25 protein-coding genes are annotated in these 26,482 nt (G+C 61.5%); 11 read left to right on the plus strand and 14 right to left on the minus strand.

Annotated features, from left to right (window positions below):
* Positions 1–22 precede the first annotated feature (22 nt).
* From rpmH to yidD, 3 genes are read left to right on the plus strand one after another with little or no spacing between them, the layout of a single operon-like run.
* The gene (gene rpmH / locus AAFO92_RS20200; RefSeq protein WP_082055838.1) at positions 23–157 is read left to right on the plus strand and encodes a 50S ribosomal protein L34; all 135 of its coding nucleotides are present in this window, start codon (positions 23–25) and stop codon (positions 155–157) included.
* Positions 158–181: 24 nt separating this feature from the next.
* Positions 182–580, plus strand: a complete 399-nt coding sequence (gene rnpA / locus AAFO92_RS20205; RefSeq protein ID WP_347538299.1) for a ribonuclease P protein component — start codon at positions 182–184, stop codon at positions 578–580.
* Positions 577–810 (plus strand): membrane protein insertion efficiency factor YidD, encoded by a 234-nt coding sequence (gene yidD / locus AAFO92_RS20210; protein ID WP_347538301.1) that lies wholly within the window; start codon positions 577–579, stop codon positions 808–810. Before rnpA ends, yidD begins: the two co-directional genes overlap by 4 nt.
* Positions 811–893: 83 nt before the next feature.
* Here yidD and AAFO92_RS20215 read toward each other — a convergent pair whose 3' ends face one another.
* The 10 genes from AAFO92_RS20215 to AAFO92_RS20260 form a co-directional block, all read right to left on the minus strand.
* On the minus strand, positions 894–2,267 hold the full coding sequence (locus AAFO92_RS20215) for a sigma-54 dependent transcriptional regulator (protein WP_347538303.1): 1,374 nt from the start codon (positions 2,265–2,267) through the stop codon (positions 894–896).
* Complete coding sequence (locus AAFO92_RS20220; protein WP_347538304.1) at positions 2,264–2,401, minus strand: hypothetical protein; 138 nt, start codon at positions 2,399–2,401, stop codon at positions 2,264–2,266. Before AAFO92_RS20220 ends, AAFO92_RS20215 begins: the two co-directional genes overlap by 4 nt.
* 1 nt (position 2,402) lies before the next feature.
* The gene (locus AAFO92_RS20225) at positions 2,403–3,746 is read right to left on the minus strand and encodes a c-type cytochrome (RefSeq protein WP_347538306.1); all 1,344 of its coding nucleotides are present in this window, start codon (positions 3,744–3,746) and stop codon (positions 2,403–2,405) included.
* Positions 3,747–4,958, minus strand: a complete 1,212-nt coding sequence (locus AAFO92_RS20230; RefSeq protein ID WP_347538308.1) for a formate dehydrogenase subunit gamma — start codon at positions 4,956–4,958, stop codon at positions 3,747–3,749.
* Positions 4,959–5,071: 113 nt separating this feature from the next.
* On the minus strand, positions 5,072–5,665 hold the full coding sequence (fdh3B, locus tag AAFO92_RS20235; RefSeq protein WP_347538310.1) for a formate dehydrogenase FDH3 subunit beta: 594 nt from the start codon (positions 5,663–5,665) through the stop codon (positions 5,072–5,074).
* 12 nt (positions 5,666–5,677) lie between these two features.
* Positions 5,678–8,680, minus strand: a complete 3,003-nt coding sequence (locus AAFO92_RS20240; RefSeq protein ID WP_347538312.1) for a formate dehydrogenase subunit alpha — start codon at positions 8,678–8,680, stop codon at positions 5,678–5,680.
* A 113-nt stretch (positions 8,681–8,793) separates the two neighbouring features.
* Positions 8,794–8,985 carry a ubiquinol-cytochrome c reductase iron-sulfur subunit N-terminal domain-containing protein gene (locus AAFO92_RS20245; RefSeq protein ID WP_347538314.1) on the minus strand — a complete coding sequence of 64 codons (192 nt, stop codon included), beginning with the start codon at positions 8,983–8,985 and terminating at the stop codon, positions 8,794–8,796.
* 55 nt (positions 8,986–9,040) lie between these two features.
* Positions 9,041–9,655, minus strand: coding sequence for a molecular chaperone TorD family protein (locus AAFO92_RS20250; RefSeq protein WP_347538316.1), 615 nt, complete (start codon positions 9,653–9,655; stop codon positions 9,041–9,043).
* On the minus strand, positions 9,652–10,263 hold the full coding sequence (locus AAFO92_RS20255; protein ID WP_347538318.1) for a DUF3306 domain-containing protein: 612 nt from the start codon (positions 10,261–10,263) through the stop codon (positions 9,652–9,654). Before AAFO92_RS20255 ends, AAFO92_RS20250 begins: the two co-directional genes overlap by 4 nt.
* Positions 10,260–10,799 (minus strand): DUF3305 domain-containing protein, encoded by a 540-nt coding sequence (locus tag AAFO92_RS20260; RefSeq protein WP_347538477.1) that lies wholly within the window; start codon positions 10,797–10,799, stop codon positions 10,260–10,262. Before AAFO92_RS20260 ends, AAFO92_RS20255 begins: the two co-directional genes overlap by 4 nt.
* A 369-nt stretch (positions 10,800–11,168) precedes the next feature.
* Between AAFO92_RS20260 and AAFO92_RS20265 the strand changes: the two genes are divergently transcribed.
* On the plus strand, positions 11,169–13,127 hold the full coding sequence (locus AAFO92_RS20265; RefSeq protein ID WP_347538320.1) for a 4Fe-4S binding protein: 1,959 nt from the start codon (positions 11,169–11,171) through the stop codon (positions 13,125–13,127).
* Here AAFO92_RS20265 and AAFO92_RS20270 read toward each other — a convergent pair.
* Positions 13,121–13,861, minus strand: a complete 741-nt coding sequence (locus AAFO92_RS20270) for a hypothetical protein (RefSeq protein ID WP_347538322.1) — start codon at positions 13,859–13,861, stop codon at positions 13,121–13,123. The genes AAFO92_RS20265 and AAFO92_RS20270 overlap by 7 nt on opposite strands.
* A gap of 72 nt (positions 13,862–13,933) precedes the next feature.
* Here AAFO92_RS20270 and AAFO92_RS20275 point away from each other — a divergent pair, with 72 nt between their 5' ends.
* The 4 genes from AAFO92_RS20275 to AAFO92_RS20290 are packed head-to-tail and all read left to right on the plus strand — an operon-like array spanning position 13,934 to position 16,368.
* Positions 13,934–14,122, plus strand: a complete 189-nt coding sequence (locus tag AAFO92_RS20275) for a DUF6494 family protein (protein ID WP_347538324.1) — start codon at positions 13,934–13,936, stop codon at positions 14,120–14,122.
* Positions 14,123–14,126: 4 nt separating this feature from the next.
* Positions 14,127–15,188 carry an iron-sulfur cluster carrier protein ApbC gene (gene apbC / locus AAFO92_RS20280; protein ID WP_347538326.1) on the plus strand — a complete coding sequence of 354 codons (1,062 nt, stop codon included), beginning with the start codon at positions 14,127–14,129 and terminating at the stop codon, positions 15,186–15,188.
* The gene (locus tag AAFO92_RS20285) at positions 15,185–15,892 is read left to right on the plus strand and encodes a DUF4444 domain-containing protein (protein ID WP_347538328.1); all 708 of its coding nucleotides are present in this window, start codon (positions 15,185–15,187) and stop codon (positions 15,890–15,892) included. The genes apbC and AAFO92_RS20285 overlap by 4 nt, the downstream gene beginning before the upstream one ends.
* Complete coding sequence (locus AAFO92_RS20290; RefSeq protein ID WP_347538330.1) at positions 15,889–16,368, plus strand: DUF6505 family protein; 480 nt, start codon at positions 15,889–15,891, stop codon at positions 16,366–16,368. The genes AAFO92_RS20285 and AAFO92_RS20290 overlap by 4 nt, the downstream gene beginning before the upstream one ends.
* 342 nt (positions 16,369–16,710) lie before the next feature.
* On the opposite strand, the gene AAFO92_RS20295 is transcribed toward AAFO92_RS20290, so the two are convergent.
* Together AAFO92_RS20295 and AAFO92_RS20300 are read right to left on the minus strand one after the other, a co-directional pair.
* Entirely contained in the window at positions 16,711–17,889 is a 1,179-nt protein-coding gene (locus AAFO92_RS20295) for an acyl-CoA dehydrogenase family protein (RefSeq protein WP_347538332.1), read from the minus strand.
* 194 nt (positions 17,890–18,083) lie between these two features.
* The gene (locus AAFO92_RS20300) at positions 18,084–19,103 is read right to left on the minus strand and encodes an AraC family transcriptional regulator ligand-binding domain-containing protein (RefSeq protein ID WP_347538334.1); all 1,020 of its coding nucleotides are present in this window, start codon (positions 19,101–19,103) and stop codon (positions 18,084–18,086) included.
* A gap of 508 nt (positions 19,104–19,611) precedes the next feature.
* Between AAFO92_RS20300 and AAFO92_RS20305 the strand changes: the two genes are divergently transcribed.
* Entirely contained in the window at positions 19,612–20,244 is a 633-nt protein-coding gene (locus AAFO92_RS20305; RefSeq protein ID WP_347538336.1) for a tyrosine-type recombinase/integrase, read from the plus strand.
* Positions 20,245–21,143: 899 nt separating this feature from the next.
* On the opposite strand, the gene AAFO92_RS20310 is transcribed toward AAFO92_RS20305, so the two are convergent.
* Positions 21,144–22,055 (minus strand): LysR family transcriptional regulator, encoded by a 912-nt coding sequence (locus AAFO92_RS20310; RefSeq protein WP_347538338.1) that lies wholly within the window; start codon positions 22,053–22,055, stop codon positions 21,144–21,146.
* 210 nt (positions 22,056–22,265) lie between these two features.
* On the opposite strand from AAFO92_RS20310, the gene AAFO92_RS20315 reads away from it, so the two are divergent.
* Entirely contained in the window at positions 22,266–23,933 is a 1,668-nt protein-coding gene (locus AAFO92_RS20315) for a GMC family oxidoreductase N-terminal domain-containing protein (protein WP_347538340.1), read from the plus strand.
* Positions 23,934–23,972: 39 nt separating this feature from the next.
* Entirely contained in the window at positions 23,973–26,480 is a 2,508-nt protein-coding gene (locus AAFO92_RS20320; protein WP_347538342.1) for a CoA transferase, read from the plus strand.
* The last annotated feature ends 2 nt before the right edge of the window (positions 26,481–26,482 follow it).

Below are 26,482 nucleotides of genomic sequence, written 5' to 3' on the forward strand. Positions count from 1 at the left end.
GGAACAGATCGGAGACGGAGCGATGAAACGCACCTTTCAACCCTCGAACCTCGTGCGCAAGCGGCGCCACGGTTTCCGCGCGCGCATGGCCACCAAGGCTGGCCGCAAGATCCTGAATGCCCGCCGTGCCCGCGGCCGCAAAGCGCTGAGCGCCTGAGCCGCAGCCAGCAGGACGACGGACATGACACCGCCGGAGGCCCCCGAAACTGCAACGGGGAACGCGCCCCCGGCGGTTTCCGTTTGTCTGGAGGTCATGAAGACCCGAGCGGATTTCCTGGCCGCTGCCCGTGCGCGGCGGCAGGGCACCACGTCGATGATGGTCCAGGGGCGCAACCGCCAGGATGACAGGCCGGCAATCCGGGTCGGTTTCACCTGCTCGAAGAAGGTCGGCAATGCCGTCGCCCGCAACCGCGCCAAACGCCGCCTGCGCGAGGCCGCACGGCTGGTCCTGCCCAAACATGCCCTGCCCGGCTGGGATTATGTCCTCATCGGCCGCGCCGGGGCGACGACCTCAGAGCCCTTCGACCAGTTGCAAAACGACCTCCGCCATGCCCTGAAGAAACTGCACCCGGCGTCATGAGCCCGCTTGCCCATCTCCTCGCCCTGCCGATCCGGGCCTACCGCCTGGTCCTCTCGCCCTGGGTCGGATTCAACTGCCGCTTTCAGCCTACCTGCAGCGCCTATGCGCTTGAGGCGCTGCATAAACATGGCGGGCTAAAGGGGGGCTGGCTTGCGGCCCGCCGCATCGCCCGCTGCCACCCCTGGGGCGCCTCCGGCCACGATCCGGTACCAGATCAGCAGGGCGACTGACCCACCCTTCATCTTGACTAAAATACTCCGGGGTTTGGGGCAGAGCCCCAACAGGATGCTGACCCCTTAAGCGACGTTTCGGGTCAGACACCCCAGGCCGCGCATTTGCGATCGACGGTCTTGCGCGACACGCCCAGCCGCCGCGCCGCCTCGGCCCGGTTGCCGCCACAGGCGTCCAGCACGTTCATGATATGGCGCTGCTCCACCAGTTCCAGCGTTTCGATGGCCTGCATGCCGGTCACCTGCCCCGATCCGGAAAACTCCTCGGGGAACGCACCCAGGATCACCGAGCGTTCGATCAGGTTGCGCAACTCGCGCACGTTGCCGGGCCAGTCATAGCGGCTCAGCTTCAGCAGCACTTCTTCGTTCAACTCCAGTGCGGGCATCCCGAGGGACCGGGAAAAATCGCTCATGAACAGCGCCGTCAACTCGACGATATCTTCCTGCCGGGCGCTCAGGCTGGGCATCTCGATATTCACCACGTTGATCCGGTGGAACAGGTCCGCCCGGAACGTGCCCTCTTCAACCGCCTTTTCCAGGTCGGCATTGGTGGCAAAGAGGAAACGCAGGTTCAGGGGAATTTCCCGCTCGGCCCCCGCCGGCCTGATCCGCTGATCCTCCAGCACCCTGAGCAGCATCGCCTGAACCTGGTCGGGCAGCTGCGCAACCTCGTCCAACAGCAGCGTACCGCCGTCCGCATGCAGGAACAGACCGTCCTTGCGGTGTTCGCCGCCCTCGACCACGCCGAACAGCTCTTCGGCGATGTGGTCCGACGAGAACGCCGCACAATTCACCGCGACAAAGGGCTTGTCCGCCCGGTCCGACAGCCCGTGCAACGTGCGCGCGGCGATCTCCTTGCCGGTCCCGCTGGCGCCGGTAAACAGCACCGAGGTGGGCAGCGGCGCCAGCTTGGCCAGCATGTCGCGCACCGTCTGAATGGGTTGTGAATTTCCCAGCAGCCGCCCGCGCGCGGCGAATCCCGCCTCGCTCAGCGCGTGTTTCAGCAGGTAATTCTCGCGCCTGAGCGATTTGCGGTCCAGCGCCCGTGCGGCCGCGTTGAGGATCTGATTGGCCCGGAACGGCTTCAGCACGAAATCCGCCACGCCGGTGCGCAGCGCCTGAATGGCGGTATCCAGATCGGCATAGGCCGTGATCAGGATCGTATCGGCATAGAACCCGACCCGGCGTTGTTCAGCCATCCACTCCAGCCCGGTCTGCTCGGGCATGATATTGTCCAGGATGACCAGGTCGAAATGCACCTGGTCCAGTATTGCGGATGCCTCCGCGGTCGATCGCGCCTGCTCGACACGCTTGCAGCGCGGCGTCAGGATCTTGGTCAGGAAATTACGCATTCCCGGCTCGTCATCGATCACCAGGATCGAGGCGGTTTCGAGGCTCTCGCCGTAATCATCCGGGGCGGCGCGCGGCGTGCCACCCCGCGTTTGCACCGTGGTCATTCGCGGTCACTGTCCAGGCGCACGGCGCTGCCGCTATTGGCGGCCTCGGCGCTGTATCCCATCCCGTCCAGTACGAAATCCGCCCCGATGGCGATCACCGCCACCGCTGCAAACGCTGTCAGCATTGATTTCATGTCATTCCTCCCCATTGCCTGCCGCGCGGCGCAGAAACTCGACCAGGTCGCGGCGATCCTCGGCTCTGGCGATGCGCTGCATCGGCATTTTCGACCCCGGAATGTAATGGTCCGGTCCCAGATCGAACAGCCGGTCAATCGTATCGCCGGACCAGACAATATCAGACCCCGACAGAATATCCGAGTACCGATACCCCGGCACCGTCCCCGCCCGCCGGCCAAAGACACCAAAAAGCGTTGGCCCGGCCTTGCGCGAGGGCGGCGGCGTCAGCGCATGACAGATCGAACATTTGCGCATGAACTGCCTTTCGCCATTGGGCATGGCGTCGGCCGCGCGCAGGAAAGATCGCGTTTCGCCGCCCGCCGGATCGTATTCATCCAGCAACGCCACCGGCCAGGAGAACACCACATCCTCGATCCCGCCGGCATAGATCACCTCGCCCTCGGGTCCGAATTCCAGCGCCCAGACCGGCCCCTGCCGCATGGCGCGGAAATCGCGGGTGATCCGCCACTCTGCCGTGTCGATCATCATGATGAACCCGTGCCCGTCGCCCACCGCCAACTGGCTGGTTTCGGCATGATAGGCCATCGACAGGATCGGCCGGCGCTCCAGCGTGAAATCGGCAATCGTCTCGCCGCTCTCGGGGTCGATCACCCGTGTCACGCCATCGACCGCGCCATAGGCCAGCCACCCCTCGGCCTCGTTCACGACCAGTTCATTCACGCCAAAGCCGTGCGAAACGATGATCCGCGACGTGATCTCCTCTGGCTCGATGCCTACTCTCCATTTCCGGATCGTACCATCGGCTGAGGCCGAGTAGAGCTGCCCTGAACCGGAGAATTCGATCGCATTCACGCCAGCGTCATGACCGGTCAGCGTTCTGGAGATAAAGCTGAGAGGTTCCGATTCCGAGTGGCGCAGGACATCGATAATCGACCGGTATTCGATCGTGCCGTCCCAGCTCGCCGAGGCGAATGTGCGCCAGTTGGGAGACTGGGCAACATCCGTCACCTTGCCCTTGTGTTCCGATATCTGAAACGGGGCATCCCAAACACCCGGTGCCCATACCAGCACCCGGAAATCGTCACCGCCCGTGATCAGAATGGCATTGTCCCCAAACAAGACAGTATTCACCGCCGCGTCATGCCCCTCCAGCCAGGTTGGCTCACGGCCCTCCCAAAGCCCGACGGAATTGTCGAAGCTCGCCGTTGCCACCTGGCCAGTCTCGGGGTGTACCGAGATATCCATGACCGGGCCGCCATGGCCCTTGAGCGTGGTGAATTCCTGCGCGGCACCGAACCCCGCCGCGCAGATCAGACCAAGAGAAAGCGCCAGCGCCCGCATCTATTCGGCAGGTGTGGCCTTGCCATCCGCCGGGGCGGCACCGTCCCGGCCCTGCACCTCTTCCAGCCACAGCGAATGGTGCTCGCGCGCCCATTGCTCGTCGACCTCGCCGCTGCCCATCGCGTCATAGGCCCCCTCCATCCCGATCGAGCCGATGTAGATATGCGCGAAGATGATTGCCATCAGCGCAAAGGCGATGATCGAATGCCACAGCTGGGCGTATTGCATTTCCTCATGCGGGGCCAGCTGCGTCGGCAACTCGCCATAACCCAGGAGCCCGGCCAGACCGGTATCGTTGAGGATGGCGAAGGTCTTGGCGAACATCGGCAACTCGAACGGGAACAGCAGCGACAGCCCCGAAGCCGAGATCGACGCGCCGAAAATGATCACCGACCAGAAGATCAGCTTCTGCCCGGCATTGAATTTCTTCGCCGGCGGGTGCTTGCCCTCAGAGAACATGCCACCGCCCTGCGCCAGCCACTTGATATCCGTGCGGCTGGGCAGGTTGTGGATGACCCACATGAAGAATACCATCACCAGCCCCAGCATGAACGCCCAGCTGACATTGTTGTGCACCCATTTCGAGGCTATCGCGAGGGTCGAGAACGACTCGTGCCCGAAGGCCGGGATAAGCACCTTGCGCCCAAAGAGCGAGATCAGACCGGTCAGCCCCAGCAGGATGAACGACCCCGCCATCAGCCAATGCCCGAACCGTTCGATCGCCTTGAACCGCGTGACGGTCCGGCCGGTCTTTTCCCCGTCGATCCGGATGCGCCCGCGCATCATGTAGAACAGCGCCAGGAAGACAAGCGTGCCCAACAGCACATAACCGCCCGTGCGCGCCAGCGGTCCCTCGCGGAACCGCAGCCACCACATGCCGCCATCCTGCATCAGCACCCGCGCCGCCTCGCCGCCGGAGGAAACGGTCACATCGGCCGTGCCATAGCGCAGCGCGCGCCACAACTCGGGGTCGGATGCGCCGCCCAGCGTGCCCAGTTGCGCCGCGATCCCCGCCGCATCGTCGGGATTACCGGTGTCCTCGCGGCGGAACGTATCGTCGATTTTCTCACCCCGCTGACGCGCCAGAATATCCTCCAGCGTCTGTGCCCCGCCGGTGGCGGAGCGGTCGGTCTCGGGGGCGGGCGCCTCTTGCGCCGCAAGCGGCACGGCGACCATCAGCGACAGAAAAAGGCTCAGCAATAGGCGTGGCATCGTTTCATGTCCCGTTCGAAATTCGTGTAAGGATACGGGGGGCGGCCAGTCAGCCGCCCGCCCGGTTTTTCAGGCGCAAGGTGGGTAAGGCCCACCATCCGCGCCAACTGGCCTCAGTTGCCTTTCTGGTCGTAGGCAGTGCCCCAACCCCAGGCTCCCGAACCGAAGCCCCGCGCCACGACGCGCTCGCGGTAGATCGCCGACACGATGTCGCCGTCCCCCGCCAGCAGCGCCTTGGTCGAACACATCTCGGCGCAGATCGGCAGCTTGCCCTCGGCGATCCGGTTGCGTCCGTATTTCTGGAACTCGGCGTTCGAGTGGGTTTCCTCCGGACCACCGGCGCAGAAGGTACACTTGTCCATCTTGCCGCGCGAACCGAAATTGCCTGCCTGCGGATATTGCGGCGCGCCGAAGGGGCACGCGTAGAAGCAGTAGCCGCAGCCGATGCAGAGGTCCTTGGAGTGCAGAACCACCCCTTCCTCGTTCTGGTAGAAGCAGTCCACAGGGCAGACCGCCATACAGGGTGCATCGGAACAGTGCATGCAGGCCACGGAAATCGACCGTTCGCCGGGTTTGCCATCCTGAATGGTGACAACCCGCCGGCGGTTGATGCCCCAGGGCACCTCATGCTCGTTCTTGCAGGCGGTGACACAGGCGTTGCATTCAATGCAGCGTTCGGCGTCACAGAGAAATTTAGCTCTAGCCATATCTAGCTCTCCTTATGCTGCAGTGATCTTGCAGAGAGTACATTTCGTCTCCTGCATTTGCGTGACCGAGTCGTAGCCATAGGTCTGTGCCGTGTTCGAGCTTTCGCCCAGCACATAGGGATCAGCCCCGTCGGGATATTTGTCCCGCAGGTCCTTGCCCTCGAAATGGCCGCCGAAATGGAACGGCATGAAGGCCACGCCTTCACCGACCCGCTCGGTCACCATTGCCATGACCTTGACCTTGGCGCCCTCGGCGCCTTCGACCCAGACCTGTTCGCCATCCCGGACACCAAGGTTGTTGGCATCGCGCGGATGGATTTCCACGAACATGTCCTGCTGAAGCTCGGCCAGCCACGGGTTCGACCGCGACTCGTCGCCGCCGCCCTCGTATTCCACCAGACGCCCGGATGTCAGGATCATTGGATAATCCTTGCTGAAATCCTGCTTCTGGATCGAGGCATACATGGTCGGTAGACGATAGTCGTGACGGTCCTCGTAGGTCGGATAATCCGCCACCAGATCGCGCCGGTTCGTATAGAGCGGCTCGCGGTGCAGCGGCACCGGGTCGGGGAACGTCCAGACCACCGCACGGGCCTTGGCATTGCCGAAGGGCGCGCAGCCATGCTTGATCGCGACCCGCTGGATACCGCCGGAAAGGTCGGTCTTCCAGTTGACCTTGCCGATGGCCTCACCGGATTCCGCAAAAATCGCCTCGATGGCGTCGGGCGTCTCTGCGCTTTCCAGGTCGATATCCGCATGGGTTGCATCACCCTTGCTTTCATAAGACCCGTCCGCGACTGCGCGGAGGATGTCCCATTCGGCCTTGCTCAGGTCCTTGTCCCAGCCAAGATCGTGGAGCATCGCCATGGTGAATTCAGGGTAACCGTCCTGAATTTCCGAGCCGGCAGAATAGACCCCTTCGGCCAGCAGGTTGTCGCCATCCCGCTCGACGCCGAAACGCGCGCGGAAGGTCAGACCACCCTCGGCCACCGGTTTCGACATGTCATAGAGGTTCGGCGTGCCGGGATGGCCCATCTCGGCCGTTCCCCAACAGGGCCATGGCAGACCGTAGAAGTCGCCATCCGCCGGGCCGCCCACCGCCTGCAGCGTGGTTCTGTCGAACGTGTGCTGGTTGGCCATGTGCAGCTTCAGCCGTTCCGGCGACTGGCCGGTGTAGCCGATCGTCCAGAGGCCACGGTTGAGCTCACGCGTGATGCTCTCGACATTGGGCGTTTCCGGATCCTCCATCTCGATATTGCGGAACAACCGATCACCCCAGCCGAACTTGTTGGCGAACTTGGCCATGATGACCTCGTCGGGCAGCGACTCGAACAACGGCTCGACGACGCGATCACGCCATTGCAAGCTGCGGTTCGATGCGGTGACCGAGCCACGGGTTTCGAACTGCGTACACGCCGGCAGCAGATAGACGCCATCGGTGCGGTCATGCAGCACGGCGGAAACGGTGGGATACGGGTCGACCACGACCAGCATGTCCAGCTTTTCCATTGCCGTCTTCATTTCCTTGCCGCGGGTCTGCGAGTTGGGCGCGTGGCCCCACAGAACCATCGCCCGCACCTTGTCGGGGTTATCCATGTTCGCCGGATCCTCCAGCACGCCGTCAATCCAGCGGCTGACCGGAATACCCTTGAGGTTCTGGAGCGATTTGTCCTTGCCCTCGGCATCCTTGATCGTTGCGAACTGACCGGCCAGCCATTCCGGGTCTTCCCCCCAGACACGGGCCCAGTGCGCCCAGGCACCGCCCGAAAGGCCGTAGTAACCCGGCAGCGTATGGCTCAGAACGCCAAGGTCGGTCGCACCCTGCACGTTGTCATGGCCACGGAAGATGTTGGTGCCACCCCCGCTTGTGCCCATGTTGCCCAGCGCCAGCTGCAACACGCAGTAGGCGCGCGTGTTGTTGTTGCCGTTGGTGTGCTGCGTGCCACCCATGCACCAGATCACGGTGCCGGGGCGGTTGTTGGCCATGGTGCGCGCCACGCGCTCCAACTGGCTGCCCGGCGTGCCGGTCACGCGCTCGACCTCGTCGGGCGTCCACTTGGCGACCTCCTCCTTGATCTGATCCATCCCCCAGACGCGGGTGCGGATGAATTCCTTGTCCTCCCAGCCGTTCTCGAAGATGTGCCACAGGATGCCCCAGATCAGCGCCACGTCGGAACCGGGGCGGAAGCGGACATATTCATCCGCATGGGCCGCCGTGCGGGTAAACCGCGGGTCGCAGACGATGAGCGGCGCATTGTTCTGCTCTTTCGCGCGCAGAACGTGCAGCAGCGAGACGGGGTGCGCCTCGGCAGGGTTGCCGCCGATGATGAAGATCGCCCGGCTGTTATGGATGTCGTTGTAGCTGTTTGTCATGGCGCCGTAGCCCCATGTGTTCGCCACACCGGCCACCGTTGTCGAGTGGCAGATCCGTGCCTGGTGATCCACGTTGTTCGTGCCCCAGTAGGCTGCGAACTTGCGGAACAGGTAGGCCTGTTCATTGTTATGCTTGGCAGAGCCCAGCCAGTAGACCGAATCCGGCCCGCTTTCGTCGCGGATCTTCATCATGCCGTCGCCGATCTCGTTGATCGCCTCTTCCCAGCTGATGCGCTTCCACTCGCCGCCTTCCTTTTTCATCGGGTATTTCAGACGGCGCTCGCCATGGGCGTGTTCGCGCACCGATGCCCCCTTGGCGCAATGGGCGCCCAGGTTGAACGGGCTGTCCCAGCCGGGCTCCTGCCCCGTCCAGACGCCGTTCGATACCTCTGCCACCACGGTGCAGCCGACGGAACAGTGTGTGCAGACCGATTTGACCGTTTCCACCGCCTCTGTCGCGGCGCTCTGGGCCGTGGCGCGGGTGACGGTGCCCCCTGTTGCGCCGATTGCGGCCAGGCCACCAATGGCCAGACCCGAGCCGCGCAAGAACGCGCGGCGGTCAACCGATTTCTCGGCGACCTCAGACAGGATACTTGTCCGCTGGGGGCGTCTCGCAACCCCGTTGGTCTTTTTCCTAAGCATGTTTCTCTCCTCCCTTGCGTACCCATCCGGGTTAGCTAGGTATTGCTGTTACCTCGGGCAGTCGGGCCAATCGCAACCAGTCGCCAAAGGGCCTTTTTGATCTCGTCCGGTGCTCAGAACCGGGCGCTATCGAGATATGCGCGCGTATGCGCGGTGTCCTGCATCTTGTCGGATGTCAGGTCGGGCTCGGCCGCCTCGGCCTGCGTTCCGCTGACCGCTGCGGCGGCCACGGCAGCGGGCGCGGCGGTGCCGGCCAGCTTCAGAAAATCGCGACGGCTCGTGCCATCCTCGGTTTTCTTCGTCATAAGGGTTCTCCTCCCCTTGGTTGCGGCGGGCTGCCCCGCCAGTTGTATGCGGGCGCTACCCCGCGCTCATCCGGAAACCTTCCGCCTCGATCTCCATGAACACCCGGCCGACAGCGCCGACCGAGGCATAGAGAACCGAGTTTTTCGCGGCTTCCAAATCCGTGTAGAAATGCCCGGCCCAGGGGCCGATATGCCTGGCATAGAATGTCTTTTGATCCGCCAGCGGCGCCGGCGCGCCGAAACGCCCCCGGATCATCCCGCCCATCATCTCCATCAGCGAGGCGATGTTGTCTTCGGGCTCATAGACGTTCTCGGCCCGGGTCATCCCCCGCGCCGCCATGTCCCGGCGCAATCCGGCCAGGGGTTTTTCGTTCAGGAACCCGGTCAGGTAATAGCTGGCATAGGGCAAAAGCTCGCCCCGTCCCAGCCCGATGAAAAGCGCATTGAATTCGCTTTCGACAGTGCGCGGCCGGCTCAGCGATGCAATCCGCGCCAGCGCACGGATCGCCGTGCCCAGCTCGCTGTCATCCCCGGTCAGCCCGGCGGTCTTTGCCAACAGCGTCCGGTCCGGCGGCCCGGCAAGGAGCAGACCCAGAAAGTCATAGAGATCGGCACGCAGCCGATCCTCTTCGGCAATCTCCGGCGTCTCGCTCATCAGGGCCTCGCTCATGCTTGTGCCACCTCGTCATTGTTAAAACTGAACCGCATCCGGCGGCGCGGGGCCGCGGCGATTGCCTCCGGCGCATCTTCGGAGGCCTCTGCGACCTCCTCCGCCCCGTCCGGCGTCTCGGCAAGCAATTCTTCGTCGGCCTCGTCGGCCTCTTCGACATCGGGCAGGTCGGACCCGGCATCCTCTTCGCCCGGGTCATCGGCCATCAGTTCGGCCTGCCGCGCCATTTCCTCGACATGGGCCTTCATGCCCTTGCCCACCTGATAGCTGGTCGAAAGGTTCTCGATCACGCAGGCGGCATCGGTGAAATCCTCGCCGTAATCGACCAGCCCGTCGACATTGGCCAGCACCGGGTTGGTCAGCCACAGCCTGCGCAGCGCCCGGCTGCGGATGCGGTCGGGCACGGCCCGCGCCATGAACGCGCTGAAATCATCGCCGTCACCCATTGTGTCGGGATCGGGCAGCCCCAGCTCGTCAAGCAGTTCTTCGTCGGATTTCCCAGCCTGATCCGCATCCAGCGCACGCGCCTCATCGGCGGCAATTTCGGCAGCGGCCTCCTCGGCCACCCTCGCCTTGCGTCGGGACCAGAAATTGCGCGGTTCGGTCATTGCAGCCGTCCCTTCCGCGTCAGGGTCGGCGAGCGATAGACGCCCGTCAACTGCGCAATACGGGGATCGCCAACGCCATCCTCGACCTTGCCGATATCGGTCTTGTCGCGGCGGCGCTTCCTGAACGCCTCTTCCTCGTGATGGGTCAGCGCGAAATCCCGGATCCAGGCCACCAGCCCCTCGGGCATCGGCACTTTCTCGACGATCTCCTCACCGCTATCGGCGTAATCCTGGGCCTCGTAGGGCGAGGCGGTGACCAGCAGCACCTCCAGCGGGCGGTCATCTGACCGGCTCTCGCGCAACACGACGTAGATTGACGGGGTTCTGGCAGCCAGCCCGTGAAGGTAGGCCTCGGCCTCGGCCCCGTGCAGTTCCAGCTGGCAGGTGGCGGCGTGAAATTCGGTTGCCCCATCCTCTTCGCGCATCACCCGCCAGTCGGCGGCGCCGGCACCGGGCAGGACGCCGATCGCCTGCCACGCCCACCTGGCCCAGCGGGTCACGCCCGGCGTGCGCCGGACGACAACGCCCAGAGGCATCTCTGCGTAACTATTCGGGTTGCGGATCAATTCGCGCCTCTTCCCCCCTGTCTTGGGATCAAGAGTGAACCTGTTTTTTCGCCGCTCAAAGCATTTTCACCATGCCGGAGCGCGCACGGACATTTTGGGCAGAACCTTGCCCCTCCGGACCCCGGTTCGGACAGTTTGACCGACTGTCGCGCGCCTGGCGCGGCCGGAGGCAAGAAACATACGGAATCAATCAGGTTAATTTTAGCCCCGTTCCACCGTCGTCTTGCGCCACGCCCGCGCTAAATCGTGTTTACGAGGGCACAGAATCGTGCCTAGTCTTGCGCTGCGAAAACAGGGGGTGCAGGCCGATGGAAGCGGCGTGCCAAGAACCGGGAAAAGATGCCTAAGACATTGATATTGTGCGACTGCTCCGGTAGCCAGCATCTCGACCAGAAGGCGGTCGAAACCGCCACGGGAATGGCCTGTTCCAAGGTGCATTCGGGCCTGTGCACACACCAGGCTGACGCGGCACGGGCGGCAATCGCCGCTGGCGAGGCCATAATTTGTTGCCAGCAGGAAGCACGTGTTTTCCAGGAAATCGCCGATGACCTCGGCCTGACCGAGCCGCCCCTGCTGGACCTGCGCGACCGCGCCGGATGGTCGGCGGACGCCGCGCCCAAACTGCCCAAAATGGCCGCGCTGGTTGCCGAAGCCACCCTGCCCGATCCGGGCGAAAAGACCGTCGACGTTGTTTCCGAGGGCCTGTGCCTGATCATCGGAACCGGCGATGTGGCCCTGCCAGCGGCGGAAAAGCTGCGCGATCTGCTCAGCGTGACGGTGTTGCTGACCGATCAGACCGATCCGCCCGCCACCCGCGATTTCGACGTGATCTCGGGGCGCATCACGCGGGCTTCGGGGGCACTTGGGCAATTCGACCTGCGGATCGACGCGCTGCGCCAGGTCGATCCCGCCGGGCGCGGCGCCCTGACATGGACACCCCCCCGCGATGGCGGGCAGACCGCCTGCGACATCATCCTTGATCTTTCCGGCGACAGCCCGCTTTTTCCTGCCCCCGACAAGCGCGAGGGGTATCTGCGTGCCGATCCGGGCAGCCTGCCGGCCGTGGCTGACGCGATCCTGACCGCCAGCCAGCTGACCGGCACGTTCGAAAAGCCGCTCTACGTGGTGCTTGAACCGCTGATCTGCGCCCATTCCCGCGCTGAACAACCCGGGTGTGACCGTTGCCTCAACGTCTGCCCCACAGGTGCCATCGTGCCAGATGGCGATCACGTCGCGATTGATCCGATGGTCTGTGCCGGGTGCGGCGCCTGCGCGGCGCTCTGTCCTTCTGGTGCCATCACCTACGATGCCCCGGCGCCCGGCCTGATGTTCCGCCGGATCGAAACCCTTGCCTCGGCCTATCGCAAGGCCGGGGGCACCGCGCCGCGCCTGCTGGTGCATGACGCGGAACACGGGGCGCAGATGATCCGCCTTGCCGCCCGGTTCGGCCGTGGCCTGCCCGCCGATGTCATCCCGCTCGAAGTCACCGCGCTGGCCGGCTTCGGCCATGCCGAGATGCTGGCCGCCCTCGCGTCGGGCTTTGCCGATGTCTCGATCCTGTTGTCACCGAAAACCGAACGCGACGCGCTTGACCGCGAAATTCCCCTTGCCCGTGCCATCGGCGGCGATGACCGGATCAAGCTGCTGGATCTGCTGGACCCCGACGGCCTGTGCGAGGCGCTGTTCGATATCCCGGCCCCGCCCGCGCATGAAACCGCGCCGGTACTGCCGATGGGCAGCCGCCGGCAGGTGGCGCGGCTGGCGGCCAAGGCGCTGAACCCCAACGCCGATAGCCTGCCCCTGCCCGATGACGCCCCCTATGGCGCGGTGCTGGTGGACACCGACGCCTGCACGCTCTGCCTCAGCTGCGTGTCGCTTTGCCCATCGGGGGCTCTCAATGACAATCCGGACATGCCGCAACTGCTGTTTCAGGAGGACGCCTGCCTGCAATGCGGCCTCTGCGCCAATATCTGCCCCGAGGACGCGATCACCTATGCGCCGCGTCTGAACCTGACCGATGCCGTCCTGACCCAGCAGGTGCTGAACGAGGAAGAACCGTTTGCCTGTATCGAATGCGGCGCGCTGTTCGGCGTGAAATCCACCGTCGAGAAGATCGTCGAAAAACTTGCGGGCAAACATTCGATGTTCGCCACGTCAGACGCCGCGCGAATGATCCAGATGTGCGACAACTGCCGGGTCAACGCGCAGTTCCATTCGGATAACAACCCGTTCGAAGGCAAGGCCCGCCCGCGTCCGCGCACCACGGATGACTATTTCAGCAAGCGCCGGGATCACTGATGCTGGATGGGGGCACCCAGATTGGCCGGTTCCAGCCTGCTGACATAGGCCAGGATCGCATCGAGATCCTCCAGCGTGATCTCGACCGGCGCAATCGGCGATGGCCGGTTGATCGGGAAGGGTTCGGTCACGTCCTGAACCTGGGTGAAGGCCGGGTGCGGGTTCAGCGCAAAAAACGCCCGGAACCGGCTGTCCCAGTCGCCCAAGCTGCGCAGAACGTGAAACGACGGGGTCGAGCCGATGGCGTTCATCCGGTTCGCCTCGCTGACCACATGGCAGCGCCCGCAATGCACGTTCGACAGCTTCAGCCCCTGCGCCGCATCGCCCTCATAAGTTTCGGCCACGCGGGTCTCGGCTTCGGCCGCCGGCAAGGTAAAGGGCTGCACGCCATCGACCGTGTAGCTTGTCACCGTCCGCTGCCCGACCTCGGAAATCATCCATTCGGCAAACCGTTCGGCCCCCACGTGGCCCGGTGTCACCCGCATGTACCAGGTGGCCCCGGCCCCGCTGAACACCGCCACGCCGTCCCCCTCGGGGGTAAGCACCACCTCGGCCTCGTCGCCAACCACCGCCACCCGGATCTGGGTCTTGAGCGAAAACCGCGGCAGCAGGTGTTGCAGCACGCCGCTCTCCACCAGCGCCTTGGGCGCGTTCAGGCGGAAATCCCGCTCTCCGGCGGCGGCCCAAAGCGGCAAAACGCACGATATCAGCACAAGGCACAGTAACTTTCGCATCCCCAGAGGGTAGGAAAACCCGAACCAATCCGTCAATAATCTTGGCGACTCAGCAATCAAGGAGGCCAGAACATGAGCGACGATGCCAATATGTCGATGCGCAAATTCCTCAAGCAGGTCGGCGTGACCTCGCAACAGGCGATCGAGGAAGGTCTGCGCAGTGCCGGTGCCACGACGGGCCAGGAATTCAAGGCCAAGATGGTCCTGACCGTCGAGGGGCTGGACGTGGAACATGTCGTGACCGGCACCATCAAAGGGTAGAGAATTGACCATAACCCGTGAAAGCGTCCTTGCGGCGCTGAAAACCGTTGCCGACCCGGTCAGCGGCGGCGACATCGTAAGTGCCGGAGTGATGCGCGGCCTCAATGTCGAGGGCGGCACGGTGCGTTTCGTGCTGGAAATCGACCCGGCCAAGGCCGAGTCCTATGCCCCGGTGCGCGACGCCTCGGAAGCCGCCGTCAAGGCCCTGGGCGCAACCGAGGTCAGCGCCGTGCTGACCGGCCACACCGCCAAGGCCCCGCCGGACCTGAAACCGCAGCGCAAGGCGCAGCCGCAGGGCCCGCAGCCGGTGCCGGGGGTGAACAACCTGATCGCCATCGCCTCGGGCAAGGGCGGGGTGGGCAAATCCACCATCTCGGCCAACCTCGCCTGCGCGCTCGCCGCCGAAGGCCGCCGCGTGGGCCTGTTGGATGCGGATGTCTATGGCCCCTCGCAACCGCGGATGCTGGGCGTCTCGGGCCGGCCCGCCAGCCCCGATGGCAAGACCATCCTGCCGATGCGCAACCACGGCGTCACCATGATGTCGATCGGTCTGATGACCAACGAAGGCCAGGCGGTTGTCTGGCGCGGCCCGATGCTGATGGGCGCGCTGCAGCAGATGCTCATGCAGGTGCAGTGGGGCGCGCTCGATTGCCTGCTCGTTGATCTGCCGCCAGGCACCGGCGACGTGCAGATGACGCTGGCGCAAAAGGCCGTGGTGTCGGGCGCCATCGTGGTGTCGACCCCGCAGGACGTGGCGCTGCTGGATGCACGCAAGGGCATCGACATGTTCAACCAGCTCAAGGTGCCGGTGCTGGGCATGATCGAAAACATGTCCACGCATATCTGCTCGAATTGCGGCCACGAAGAGCATGTCTTTGGCCATGGCGGAGTCAAGGCCGAGGCCGAGAAGCTGGGCGTGCCGCTGCTGGCCGAGATCCCGCTGCATCTGGATATACGCCTCACCTCGGATGGCGGCGCGCCGATCGTGGTCAGCCAGCCCGACAGCCCGCAGGCGCAGTCCTTCCGCGAAGTGGCGCGCAAACTGATCGACCAAGGGGTGGCATGAACGAACCCGCCTTCCCTCCGCTGATGTCGGGCCAGGCCGTCACCGGCAAGATCGACCCGTTCCAGAAGGCCTGCGCCATGGCCGCGCTTGGCTGTGATGCGGGGCTGATCGTGCATAACGTCGCCGCCGATCGGCTGATGGCCGCGATGGTGATGGCGCCGGAAGTGCCGCTTGAAGATGCGATGGCCATGCTGCCGACCTGTGGCGTGGGGTTCCAGAATGCGCTTGGCGCGCTGGCCCCGCCCGAGGTTGCGGTGCATCTGGAATGGGCCGGTGGCATCCGCGTCAACGGGGCATCCTGCGGCAGGTTGCGCGCGGCGGCCGGGGGCAACGACCCGACACAACCGCCGGGTTGGCTGGTCGTCGGCCTCGACCTGCCGCTGATGCAGATTACGGAACGTCCCGGTGACACGCCCGACCAGACCGCGCTCTATGACGAGGGTTGTGCCGAGGTCGACCCGGTCGCGCTGCTCGAAAGCTGGGCGCGGCACACGCTTGTCTGGATCACGCGGTGGGAGGCGGACGGGGTCGCGCCGCTGCACGCCGAATGGCGCGGGCTGGCGCAAGGGATCGGCGAAGACATCGCGCAAGATGGTGTTTCCGGCACCTGGCTTGGCGTCGATGAACGTTTCGGCATGCTGATCCGGGACGCCGACACCACCCACCTGATCCCGCTCTCGACAGTCCTGGAGGCCGATCAATGAAGCTTGCGCGCGCAATCCATTTCGATGAAAGCGATATGAATGTCTATCATTCCCCTGCCCGCACCGGTGAATGGTGCGTCTCGGGTGGGTTCGAGTTTTCCAACTGGACCGAGGCCGACCTGACCGGCAAGCCCCGGCAGGCGTTTTCGAACGGCTGGCTGGGATGCGAGACCTTCGGCCGCGTCACCTTCGTCGCTGTCACCCAGGTGGAACAAGGTGAATTCGAGGCGCTGGCACAGGCCCTGTCCGAGCATTTCGTTGCGATCTACGGCGCGCCCGATGTCAAGGCCGCCCTGCCCGTCGCGGTGGAGGAACTGAACCACATGGCCGAACTCTGCGAGGATCACGCGCCCAACACGCTGCTGACCGTGATGCGCGAATTGAGTGACGCCGGCGTCAAGGAAAGCTTCCGCGTGATTGAAGCGCAAGAAGCGGGCCTTGAGCAATTCGCAATCCACGGCGATGCAGAGGAATAGCACCAGACTGTTGCGCGTATCGTGGCCGCAATCAACACCTGGCCGCTTAGAGCCCCCAGCCGACTTGCCAATGTCATACTGCGCGTGCACAACTGGATAATTTTTCTGCGCTGGCATCAAAATCTGATTTGCGGTGCGGCAAAGATCGCGGCCATTCATACACAAGGCAGCAATGCTGAAATCACGAACTCACGCAGCGCGGACAAAGGGAGAATTCGCTGCAACTGTATCAAGGTTTGCTATTTTCAAGTAACCGGCCGCATATATGTGGCCGGTCTTTCGTTTAACTGATTCTTGATGTCTTTTTCAGTTCGCTTTCCGCTACGCCGATGGTTGTGGCATTCACCAGGTTTCACCATATCCTTTCGGCACTGACAGATTGGGCAAGGTTGACGAACGTTGTTGCAAGGCCCTTCCGATGACCACGCGGCTGATTTCTGTCGTCCCGTCCACGATCCGCAGCATTTGTGCGAGACGGGACAAACGATCAAGACCATAGGGCTGTAATAACCCCATGCCGCCCAACACTTGCGTGCAGGTATTCGCAGCCTTCACCGCGGCATCTGGCACAAACCGCTTGGCATGGGCGGCCATCAATGGGCCTTCGGGCGTGCCAAGGGATTCTGCGGCCTTTTGATAGAGCAGCTTGGACGCTTCAAGATCGGTTGCGACCTCGCCCAGCATCCACTGGATTCCATCCAGATCAAGGTTCTTGCCGCCAAACATCTTGCGGTTCTTGGAGTAGGACAGCGCCGTATCCAATGCGGCTTGCATCAATCCACAGCATCCTGAGGCAATCGAAACGCGGGCAATGTCGATCGCCATAAGCGAACCTTGCAAACCCCGGCCAATCGGCAGGATGATGTTGGCCTCATCGACCACGACCTCGTCCATGTACATCTCGGCCAGAGGCAGGAAGTTATAGGACGGAGTATCATAAAGCGGGCCAAAGCTGAGGCCCGGCGCATCGGCGGGAATAGCGATCATCGCCATATCATTGTGGCCGGGTGCGTCACTGGTTTTGACCACAGTGAAATAGATATCAGCCTCGGTCGCCAGGCTGACCCACGCCTTCGCACCTCTGATCGACCAGGTGCCGTCGCCATTGATCGTGGCCCGGCTGTACATGTTCATCGGGTCCGAGCCGGATTGTGGTTCAGTCAGTGCAAAGTTCGCCAGTTTGCGGCCAGAGGTCAGATCCCGTGCCCATTTTTCCTTGAAGGCATCTGTGCCATAGCCGCAGCCCGCGAAGGTGCAGATGTTATGCATCGACAAGGCAAAGGCATAGGCGCCATCTCCGAGCCCCAGTTGTTCGTAGACCTGAATACCTTCTGACAGCGGCAAGCCCTGACCACCAAATTCCTCGGGGGCGTAAAGGCCTGTCAGGCCAGCGGCGCCAGCCTTGTCCGAGGCCTGGCGAGGCCATTTCTTTGCGGCGTTCCATGCGTCCACATTGGGCAGGATCACCTGCTCGGCGTGGTTGCGTGCAGCCTGGAGTATTGTGGCGAGTTTGTCTGACATTGGCGGGTCCTTTCAAGGGCGACTATTCTCAGATGACGCCACAACCGAGCAGCCGGGATATTCCAGACTGGTGAGCCATAAATGCGAAACTTCAGCTGAAAACGCTTCTCTGTAGCAAGACTTAGTAGGGAAAACTTCTTCGCTCTATCTCGTGCGGTGACAGGTTATTGTTCAAAAGTGACAAAACGGACGCTTTACGATTGTTTCCTGCGATATGAACTGGGGGTGCTGCCGGTCCAGCGTTGAAAGGCCCGGTGAAAGTTTGCGGCCGAGGAAAAGCCGACATCATGTGCGATGGCCTCAACGCTTTTGCGCCCCGCCTGCAGATCGCGGATCGCGATGTCGCGTCGCAGTGCATCCTTAATGGCTTGAAACGACGTCCCATCGGCGTGCAGCCTTCGGATCAGTGTGCGCGGGGTCATGTGCATTGCGAATGCCGTCTGGGACAGGGTCGCTGCCTCCCACCTCGTTTGGCCTAGGTAAGTGCGCACCCGCAGTGATTGGGTGTGTGCCCGCGAAGATGTGAAGATCCAGTCTCGCGGTGCGTTTTGCAAGAACCGATCAAGATCAGATGTGCTGCGCGCCTGCACAGGGCCTAGTGCGTTCGGGGAGAAGGCGATCGCGGTGGCAGGCTGGCCAAATTGAAAGGGTGCGGGAAAGATAATCGCGTAGTCCTGATCAAATTCTGGGCGGTCAAACGCGAAATCGACCGCTTGCACCGGAACCTCGTGCCCTGCCAGCCAAGACATGAGCCCGTGGGCAAGTTTGAGTATCAGCATGTGCCCGAACCGCTGAACCTGCGCGTCACCTTGTGGTTTCAGGGTGAGTACCAAAGGGCCTTCGGCGTCATCTAGATCAAACTGATAGTCATCCAACAGCAAATTCCAGAACGTCGAAAATCGGTAGAGTGCCGATGAAAGAGATGTAGCTTCTCTGACCGTCGTCAGAAGATGTTGCAGGGCCCTCGGTCGGATCGGTCGGCTCCAAAGTCCCATCATCTCATCGCCGGTCTCAACAGCGGCAAGTTGATAGAGGCATGCGATCTGATCCAGCGTGACTCGACCGTTCGGCGTGCGCGTATCCGCAACCAGACCGGACCGGCTCAAAAGCGACGCCATCTGCGCCTCTGGGCACAGGTCACGCAACGCCGCCAGCCAGTCTTCGACAAACTGGCTGGAAACCGTGGAAAGGATCGTTGGTGTGGCACTAATCATGGCGTTCGCGGACCTATCACCAAATCCGTCCGATATAAAACACGGCACATGTAGAATGCGACTTTCGCAGATGTTAGGCCGGCAATGCCTAAGACAGATAACGCTCCGCTTAAACTCAATCCAGTGCGGTCCCGCGACTTCAAATAATGCAGCGACCCAGATGCCTCCGTCCACACGCATGGAGGTAACCATGTACTTGGGCTCTGATCCGACAGGAGCCGAATTCGTAGCATAGAGAACGGCCGACCTTCGCGGCACGACGCATAAACCGTCGATACGCGGACAAACTGAGCATTCGCTGCCGGCAACCTAACGACCGCTTAACACCGATAGGTTCAGTTAGTAACGCGTGCAGCATTTGTCAAAATGGGCTCAGACCAGTCCAATGCGTCTGCGGCGACTCCCAAAGTGAATGTCGTCGGGCAGCGACCATTCAGGCCCGCCGTATTCTACAGAAGTCAGCGCGGTGCTGATGTCTGGGCTTGGCGGAAGGGTTGGAGGGCAAACCATGCCAAGAGTTCAACTTCCCGCGGTCACTCCGAAACGCAGAGCCTGGAACAGGGGCCGGATCATCGGCCAGAAACGACCGCTGCTTCCCAAACAGGTCTGGGCCACACGCGCGCGACTCGAAATTGCGGGCCATCGTCGCTACTTGGCCCTATTCAACGTAGCGGTCGATAGCAAGCTCAGAGGATGCGACCTGGTCAAACTCGCTGTGGCCGATTTGGTCAAAGACGATCGCGTCCGGGAACGGGTTTCGGTGATCCAGAGTAAAACCAGGAAACCAGTTCAGTTCGAGCTGACGAAAAACACCCGAGACACGGTTCTCGCTTGGGTCAAATCGCCCGAGACGATTGGTTGCCGTTTCATCTTTCCCAGCCGTTTCCACGACCGGCTCCATATCTCAACGCGTCAGTATGGTCGGCATGTCCGCGACTGGGTGACAGCGATTGGACTTGAACCCAGCGGATACGGCGCCCATTCGCTGCGCCGGACCAAGGCGGCGGATATCTATCGGAAAACCGGAAATCTCAGAGCGGTGCAACTCCTGCTGGGACACACAAAGGTTGACAGCACTGTCAAATACCTTGGTGTCGAACTTGAAAATGCCCTGAGTATCGTCGAGCAAATCGACATTTGAACCATGTTGGTGGACGGCAACTGCCGTCCACCATTTCAAACCGGACCTAAAGCCACGCCGCAACAAGAGGCGGGATGTGAGCCCAACCTGTGAATTCCGAATTCTCTCTGCGTGTGCGCTCAGCGCGGAAATTTCTGCAGGGCTTGGATTTCAGTGCCGCAAGGCAGCGGGAAGACCTGCCATTCGACGACCGCGCATCAATTCTCAGACAGCCAATCTACAGGGTGCGGGACGGAGCCGTCTCTGTGCGACTGTGGAGTCTTTGGTCGCTTTCAACAAAGAGAATTGGTCCATAGGATTGGCTGTGTCAGCCTGACATGATGAAAAACCTTCAGCAGAGACTGCATCAAAGAATTGATTGGACGAAGCCGGGACCGGGGAACCGCCTAGGATCTCTAGGATCATTGAACGTCTAAAGCGGTTGCTTGTTAGTTGTCACGATATGGCCAAAATCGATGCTCGTTGCTATGATCTTGCCCCCCAGAAAGCGACTGGAAAGCCGTTTATGATCGGGTCGATCAGCGATCTGGCGAATTCAGACTATATCCGATTACCGATCCGTCAGGAAAAGGGGCTGGTACGCTGACTCAAGGCGACGCGTTTGGTACGCAGAACATCACAGTTCTGAATATCCGGAAGCATATTTTCGAGGCGTATATTTTCATTCGGGTCAGCACGCCCGTGAATTGCTGCTGTTTCTACGCAGGAAGCAAACCGACGACGCGTAACTGATGGGATGTGCCGGCTGCTTTCCGCAGACGCATGGTTATGTGGCAATCCATTCAATTCTGTCCGTGCTCGTTTTGCGTCATCTCACATGCAATTGCGAAATCGACATCAACTTGGTCTGCGATGCGTGTTCTGCATCTAATGGTCCAGATCGGATCGCAGTGAGGCAATCACCAAGAGCTCTGCAACAGGTTAAATATCTCTAGAATTATTGGGTTTTCCTTCCGGCGGTCCAAAGCAACGAAGCAAAGGCAAGCGGGCACGGAAACCGAGTTGCAGACTGCAATACCAAAGGTTTGTTTCTGGTGAAGCGCGATGGACTCGCGGCACAGGCTCAGGCCAATACCGGATCGCACCATCTCCAGCATCGAGGCCTCCTGGTCGACACGTGCAACGACCCCCAGACGATCAGCCGGATTTGTATAAACCTTAGACAATAGGCGATAGTGGACGGACTTTTCGGGCGTACCGATCCAGGGAAGTTTCGCCAGCGCCGGCCAATCGGCGTTTTCAATCTTGTTTTGCCAACCAACCGGACCGATCACGCGATAGGTGAAATCGGTAAGTTTGATCACATGGACCGGCTCTTCACTATCCAATCCCATCGGGGCCAGATCATCAGGTCCGCACAAATAGAAACCGGCATCAATCTGGCCCCGTTTCAGCCATGTCATGATATCGCCGCTGACACCATGGGTCAGTTCGGTTTCGATGTCCGGGTGTTCCGTCCGTAGGCGTGCCAGTATCCGACCGAGGCGGATGAATTCCGGGTCCACGATCGTCCCGATCCTGAGTTTACCACTGATCCGACCAGACCTTTGGCGCGCACTGCGCTGGAAATCACTCATTGCCTCCAAGACCCGTTCGGCCTTTGACAGCACTGCAGTGCCGTCGTGACTGATCTGAAGACCAGTGGGCGTTCTGTTGAACAGCGTGATTCCCGTCTCTTCACCAAGCCGCTTGATCTGGTGGCTTATGGCAGGCTGGGTCAGGTTCAGCACCTCCGCAGCGCGTGATACGCTTCCCTCCCGGGCCACGGTCACAAAAGCCAAGATGCTGTTAATATTTGAAAAACGATCCATATAAAAATTACTAATATCGCATTTTTGGAATTGTTATTAGATTTTTTCGCCCCCATCGCTCAGAGAACAGCGAAATGGGCGTTCCGGGAGTGAATGCAAACCAACTGCTAGGTTTCAACGGCCATTCGACATGGCATGTTCAAGCGCGGTGGTTCTTTGCGCCTCTCAGCACGCACATGGCAACGAAACGACTGTTGGGTGGATGACCAAATGTCTGAGGGTTTGAACGGGTTCGATTATATCGTGATTGGCGGCGGTTCCGCCGGGTGCCTGATGGCCAATCGTCTGAGCGCCGATCCGGCCAACCGGGTGCTTCTTCTGGAAGCCGGGAAGCCAGACACCTATCCCTGGATTCATATCCCCGTCGGCTATCTGTACTGCATCGGCAACCCGCGGGCCGACTGGCTGTACAAGACCGAAGCGGACAAGGGCCTGAACGGGCGCAGCCTTCTTTACCCGCGTGGCAAGACGCTGGGCGGATGCTCTTCCATCAACGGCATGATCTACATGCGTGGTCAGGCGCGTGATTATGACAACTGGGCCGAACTGACCGGCGAAGAGGCCTGGAACTGGGAAAGCTCGCTTGCCGATTTCAAGGCGCACGAAAACCACTACAAGCTGGATGATGGCGCTGATCCGGTGACAGGTGACAACAGCCGGTTTTCGGACATGCACGGGCATGGCGGCGAATGGCGCATCGAAAAGCAGCGTCTGCGCTGGGATGTTCTGGACAGCTTCGCCGATGCCGCAGAGGAAAACGGCATTCAGAAGACCGACGATTTCAACAGCGGCGACAATTCCGGCGTCGGCTATTTTGATGTGAACCAGCGATCCGGTTGGCGCTGGAACACGTCCAAGGCGTTTCTGCGTCCGGCGAAGGCCCGGGCGAACCTGACCATCTGGACAGAGGCCCATGTCGAGAAACTTGACTTCGAGAAAGACGCCGAAGGCGCGCTGCGCTGTACCGGCGCAAGAGTACATCGCAAAGGGAAACCCGTCACGGTGACCGCCAAGAAAGAGGTTGTTCTGTCTGCTGGCGCCGTGAACTCTCCTCAGATCCTGCAACTGTCGGGGATCGGTCCAGCGGCATTGCTGAAAGAGCACGGTATCGACGTGGTCATGGACCAGCCGTTTGTCGGTGAAAACCTGCAAGACCACCTGCAAATCCGCGCGGTGTTCAAGGTCAAAGGCACAAAAACGTTGAACACGCTTGCCAATTCGATGGTGGGCAAAACCAAGATCGGTCTGGAATATCTGTTCAAGCGCTCTGGTCCGATGAGCATGTCCCCCAGCCAGTTGGGTGCCTTTACGCGGTCCGACCCGAGCCGCAGCCATGCGAACCTCGAGTACCACGTGCAGCCGCTCAGCCTTGAGGCCTTTGGCGAAGATCTGCACGACTTTCCGGCCATGACGGTCAGCGTTTGCAACCTGAACCCGACCAGCCGTGGGCATGTGCGGATTGCTTCCGGTGACTTCCGCGATGCACCCAAGATCACACCGAATTACCTGGACACAGACGACGACCGGAAGGTCGCCGCCGACAGTCTGCGGCAGGTCCGCGAAATCATGTCGCAGCCGGCGATGCAGCCCTACGACCCGGAAGAGTACAAACCCGGTACCCAGTATCAAAGCGACGACGATCTGGCGCGGCTTGCAGGCGATATCGCCAGCACTATTTTCCACCCCGTCGGGACCGTCAAAATGGGCCGCGAGGATGATGAAACCGCTGTCCTGGACCCACATCTGCGCCTCAAGGGGGTCGCCGGTCTGCGCGTGGTGGATGCGTCCGTGATGCCGGAAATCACCAGCGGCAACACCAACTCGCCCACAATCATGATCGCCGAAAAAGCCGCTGGCTGGATATTGGCCGGGCATTAACAGCCCAATCAACAATCAAGAAGTCTTTGTGGAGGACCCATGCGTAACTCGTTTTCCAAATTGCCGCTTACCGGTGTGAAGGTCGTTGATTTTGGACAGTATATCGCTGGCCCGGCGGTGGCGATGTTGCTTGGTGATCTGGGGGCCACGGTCGTGCACATCGACCCGCCCGATGGCCCGATGTGGGACAGCCCGGCCAACGCCACGCTGAACCGCAACAAGGTCATCGTGAACCTTGATCTGAAGTCGGACAAAGGGCTGGAACAGGCCCATGCGCTCTGTGCCGAGGCCGACATCATCGTCGAAAACTTCCGCCCTGGGAAGCTTGCCAAACTGGGTTTTGACTTCGCCGCAATGCGCGAAGAACGCCCCGAGCTGATCACGATATCAGTGCCTGGTTTTGCCTCAAACGACGCGGAACGCCGTGAATTACGCGCTTACGAAAGCATCGTTGCGGCCAGTTCGGGCGTGTTCACCGACATGGGCTTGAACCGCGTTCTGATGGGGCTGAACCCGTCGTTCTCGCCCCTGCCTCTCGCCTCGGCTTATGCCTCACAGATTGCGGCGTCCGCCACGGTTCTGGCGTTGCAATCGCGCCAGGTGACCGGCCTTGGTGACCAGATCGAAGTGCCGCTTGCCGCCGCGGTCATGGAAGGGCTGTGTTACAATTCACTTCATGTCGACGGCATGCCGCAACGGTATTTGACGCAACGCGAGGTCGAAATCGAACGCCGCCGCGTCGAAGGCCTGCCGATGAACGTCAGCTACGAGGACCTTCAGGAATTGATGGACCCGTTCTTTCGCAGCTACATGTGCAAGGACGGGCGCGGGTTCTATGTTGTCTGTCCCAGCCACAAGCACCACGCGCGGCGCTGTCTTGAGGTGCTCGGCATTTACGATGAGTTGGTCGAAGAGGGCCTGACTTCAGAGGAAGACACCTACAAACCTTGGTCGGAATGGGAGAGCAAGACGTCGCTTGGCGTCTACCCGATGCCCAAGGACTGGGCTGACAAGATTTCGGCGCGGATGAAAGAGGTCTTCATGACCCGCACCTCACACGAATGGAAAAAGATGTTTGGCCGTGGGCTTATTCCCGGAGCACCCCAGCGATGGTTGCAGGAATGGATCCACGACGAATATGCTGAAACATCCGGCCTGATGATCGACGTGCACGATCCGGTCTATGGCGACATGACGCAGCCCGGCCCTGTGGTCTGGATGGAAGAAAGCGGTGAAGAGGCGTTGCAGCCTGAACCCCGTCGTTGGGTCGAATTTGACGAGGCGCTAAAGATCCTCCAGAAAATCCGTACCGAGCTTCCTGAGGCGTCCGAAAGGGATGAGCGGCAAGGATGGCTTTCGGGTGTGCGGGTTTTGGACCTGTGCAACGTGATCGCAGGCCCGCATTCGGCCTGCTATCTGGCGCGGTTCGGTGCGGAGGTGATCAAGCTGGAACCGGCAGAGCCGATGTACGACAGCTGGAACACCGTCATTTACGGCATGTCGCAGATGCGCGGGAAACGCTCGATTCTGGCGGACATCAAATCCCGTCACGGGCGTCAGGTCTTTGAGGATCTGGTAAAGTCCGTCGATGTCATCGTCTGGAATGCGCCTGACAACCAGATCAAGAACGTTGGCCTGGATGCCGAAAACCTGCGCAAACTCAACCCCGATGCGCTGTTCTGCAAGCTGGATTGTTTCAGCGGCGTGCGCCGGGGGACGCGCACCGACTACATCGGCTATGACGATCTGGTGCAGGCGACCACCGGCATCATGCTGCGCTTTGGCGGTGCTATGGATCGCCCCGAAGAACACGCCCACGTTGGCACGATCGACGTGATGTGCGGGTTCGGTGGCGCCTTGGGCGTCGCGGCAGCTCTCTATCAAAAACACCGCCATGGGCGCATCGGTCGTGGCCGCACCTCGCTGTCGGCAAACAGCGGGTTGCTGCAGGTGCCGTTCGCGTATGACTTTAAGGGGCGTGGTTTGTTTGACGAACCGTCGGGTCCGGAGGCCAGCGGCTATAACGCACTCTCACGTTTCTACAGCACCGCGTCGCGCCACATCCTGCTGAGCGCCTATGAGGCCGACCTGCCGCTGTTCCGCAATGTGGAAGGGTTGGAAGACCTGCCCGATCTGGCAGAGGATGACCGTTCTGCCTACCTTGCGAATGCCTTCCAGACCCAACCGGCGGCGGATTGGATCGAACGGTTGCAGGCGGCAGACATCGGCGCGGTGATTTGCGAAAACCTGGACGCTCTGAGGGCCAGAAACCTGCGCGAAGCCGATGGCGATCCGGGTACGGGCAATGGCAGCTATTCGTTCTCACGCTACGCCGACCACCCAAGCGGGCACGAGGTGATCCAGCTGGATCCTTATGCAGTACGACCCACCCGTGGAAAAGTCTTCGCCGTGGCCCCGTCCGAAAAGTTTGGTTCATCGACACGCGCGATCCTTGCAGAGCTTGGCTATGCGGACACTGCTATCGAAGCCATGATCAAGTCCGGCAATCTCAGTGAATCCTGGAGTGACGAATACCTGCCAAGCTGATC

The organism is Roseovarius sp. CAU 1744 (assembly GCF_039839345.1).
GTDB lineage: Bacteria > Pseudomonadota > Alphaproteobacteria > Rhodobacterales > Rhodobacteraceae > Roseovarius.

Coding starts and splice junctions, on each gene's coding strand:
- yidD (WP_347538301.1), top strand. CDS start 577: ATGAGCCCGCTTGCCCATCTCCTCGCCCTGCCGATCCGGGCCTACCGC.
- AAFO92_RS20215 (WP_347538303.1), bottom strand. CDS start 2,267: ATGACCACGGTGCAAACGCGGGGTGGCACGCCGCGCGCCGCCCCGGAT.
- AAFO92_RS20245 (WP_347538314.1), bottom strand. CDS start 8,985: ATGACGAAGAAAACCGAGGATGGCACGAGCCGTCGCGATTTTCTGAAG.
- AAFO92_RS20285 (WP_347538328.1), top strand. CDS start 15,185: ATGAACGAACCCGCCTTCCCTCCGCTGATGTCGGGCCAGGCCGTCACC.
- AAFO92_RS20240 (WP_347538312.1), bottom strand. CDS start 8,680: ATGCTTAGGAAAAAGACCAACGGGGTTGCGAGACGCCCCCAGCGGACA.
- AAFO92_RS20275 (WP_347538324.1), top strand. CDS start 13,934: ATGAGCGACGATGCCAATATGTCGATGCGCAAATTCCTCAAGCAGGTC.
- AAFO92_RS20220 (WP_347538304.1), bottom strand. CDS start 2,401: ATGAAATCAATGCTGACAGCGTTTGCAGCGGTGGCGGTGATCGCCATC.
- AAFO92_RS20260 (WP_347538477.1), bottom strand. CDS start 10,799: ATGCCTCTGGGCGTTGTCGTCCGGCGCACGCCGGGCGTGACCCGCTGG.
- AAFO92_RS20230 (WP_347538308.1), bottom strand. CDS start 4,958: ATGCCACGCCTATTGCTGAGCCTTTTTCTGTCGCTGATGGTCGCCGTG.
- AAFO92_RS20310 (WP_347538338.1), bottom strand. CDS start 22,055: ATGGATCGTTTTTCAAATATTAACAGCATCTTGGCTTTTGTGACCGTG.
- AAFO92_RS20290 (WP_347538330.1), top strand. CDS start 15,889: ATGAAGCTTGCGCGCGCAATCCATTTCGATGAAAGCGATATGAATGTC.
- rnpA (WP_347538299.1), top strand. CDS start 182: ATGACACCGCCGGAGGCCCCCGAAACTGCAACGGGGAACGCGCCCCCG.
- AAFO92_RS20320 (WP_347538342.1), top strand. CDS start 23,973: ATGCGTAACTCGTTTTCCAAATTGCCGCTTACCGGTGTGAAGGTCGTT.
- AAFO92_RS20270 (WP_347538322.1), bottom strand. CDS start 13,861: ATGCGAAAGTTACTGTGCCTTGTGCTGATATCGTGCGTTTTGCCGCTT.
- AAFO92_RS20300 (WP_347538334.1), bottom strand. CDS start 19,103: ATGATTAGTGCCACACCAACGATCCTTTCCACGGTTTCCAGCCAGTTT.
- AAFO92_RS20305 (WP_347538336.1), top strand. CDS start 19,612: ATGCCAAGAGTTCAACTTCCCGCGGTCACTCCGAAACGCAGAGCCTGG.
- fdh3B (WP_347538310.1), bottom strand. CDS start 5,665: ATGGCTAGAGCTAAATTTCTCTGTGACGCCGAACGCTGCATTGAATGC.
- AAFO92_RS20255 (WP_347538318.1), bottom strand. CDS start 10,263: ATGACCGAACCGCGCAATTTCTGGTCCCGACGCAAGGCGAGGGTGGCC.
- AAFO92_RS20265 (WP_347538320.1), top strand. CDS start 11,169: ATGCCTAAGACATTGATATTGTGCGACTGCTCCGGTAGCCAGCATCTC.
- AAFO92_RS20315 (WP_347538340.1), top strand. CDS start 22,266: ATGTCTGAGGGTTTGAACGGGTTCGATTATATCGTGATTGGCGGCGGT.
- AAFO92_RS20225 (WP_347538306.1), bottom strand. CDS start 3,746: ATGCGGGCGCTGGCGCTTTCTCTTGGTCTGATCTGCGCGGCGGGGTTC.
- AAFO92_RS20250 (WP_347538316.1), bottom strand. CDS start 9,655: ATGAGCGAGGCCCTGATGAGCGAGACGCCGGAGATTGCCGAAGAGGAT.
- rpmH (WP_082055838.1), top strand. CDS start 23: ATGAAACGCACCTTTCAACCCTCGAACCTCGTGCGCAAGCGGCGCCAC.
- AAFO92_RS20295 (WP_347538332.1), bottom strand. CDS start 17,889: ATGTCAGACAAACTCGCCACAATACTCCAGGCTGCACGCAACCACGCC.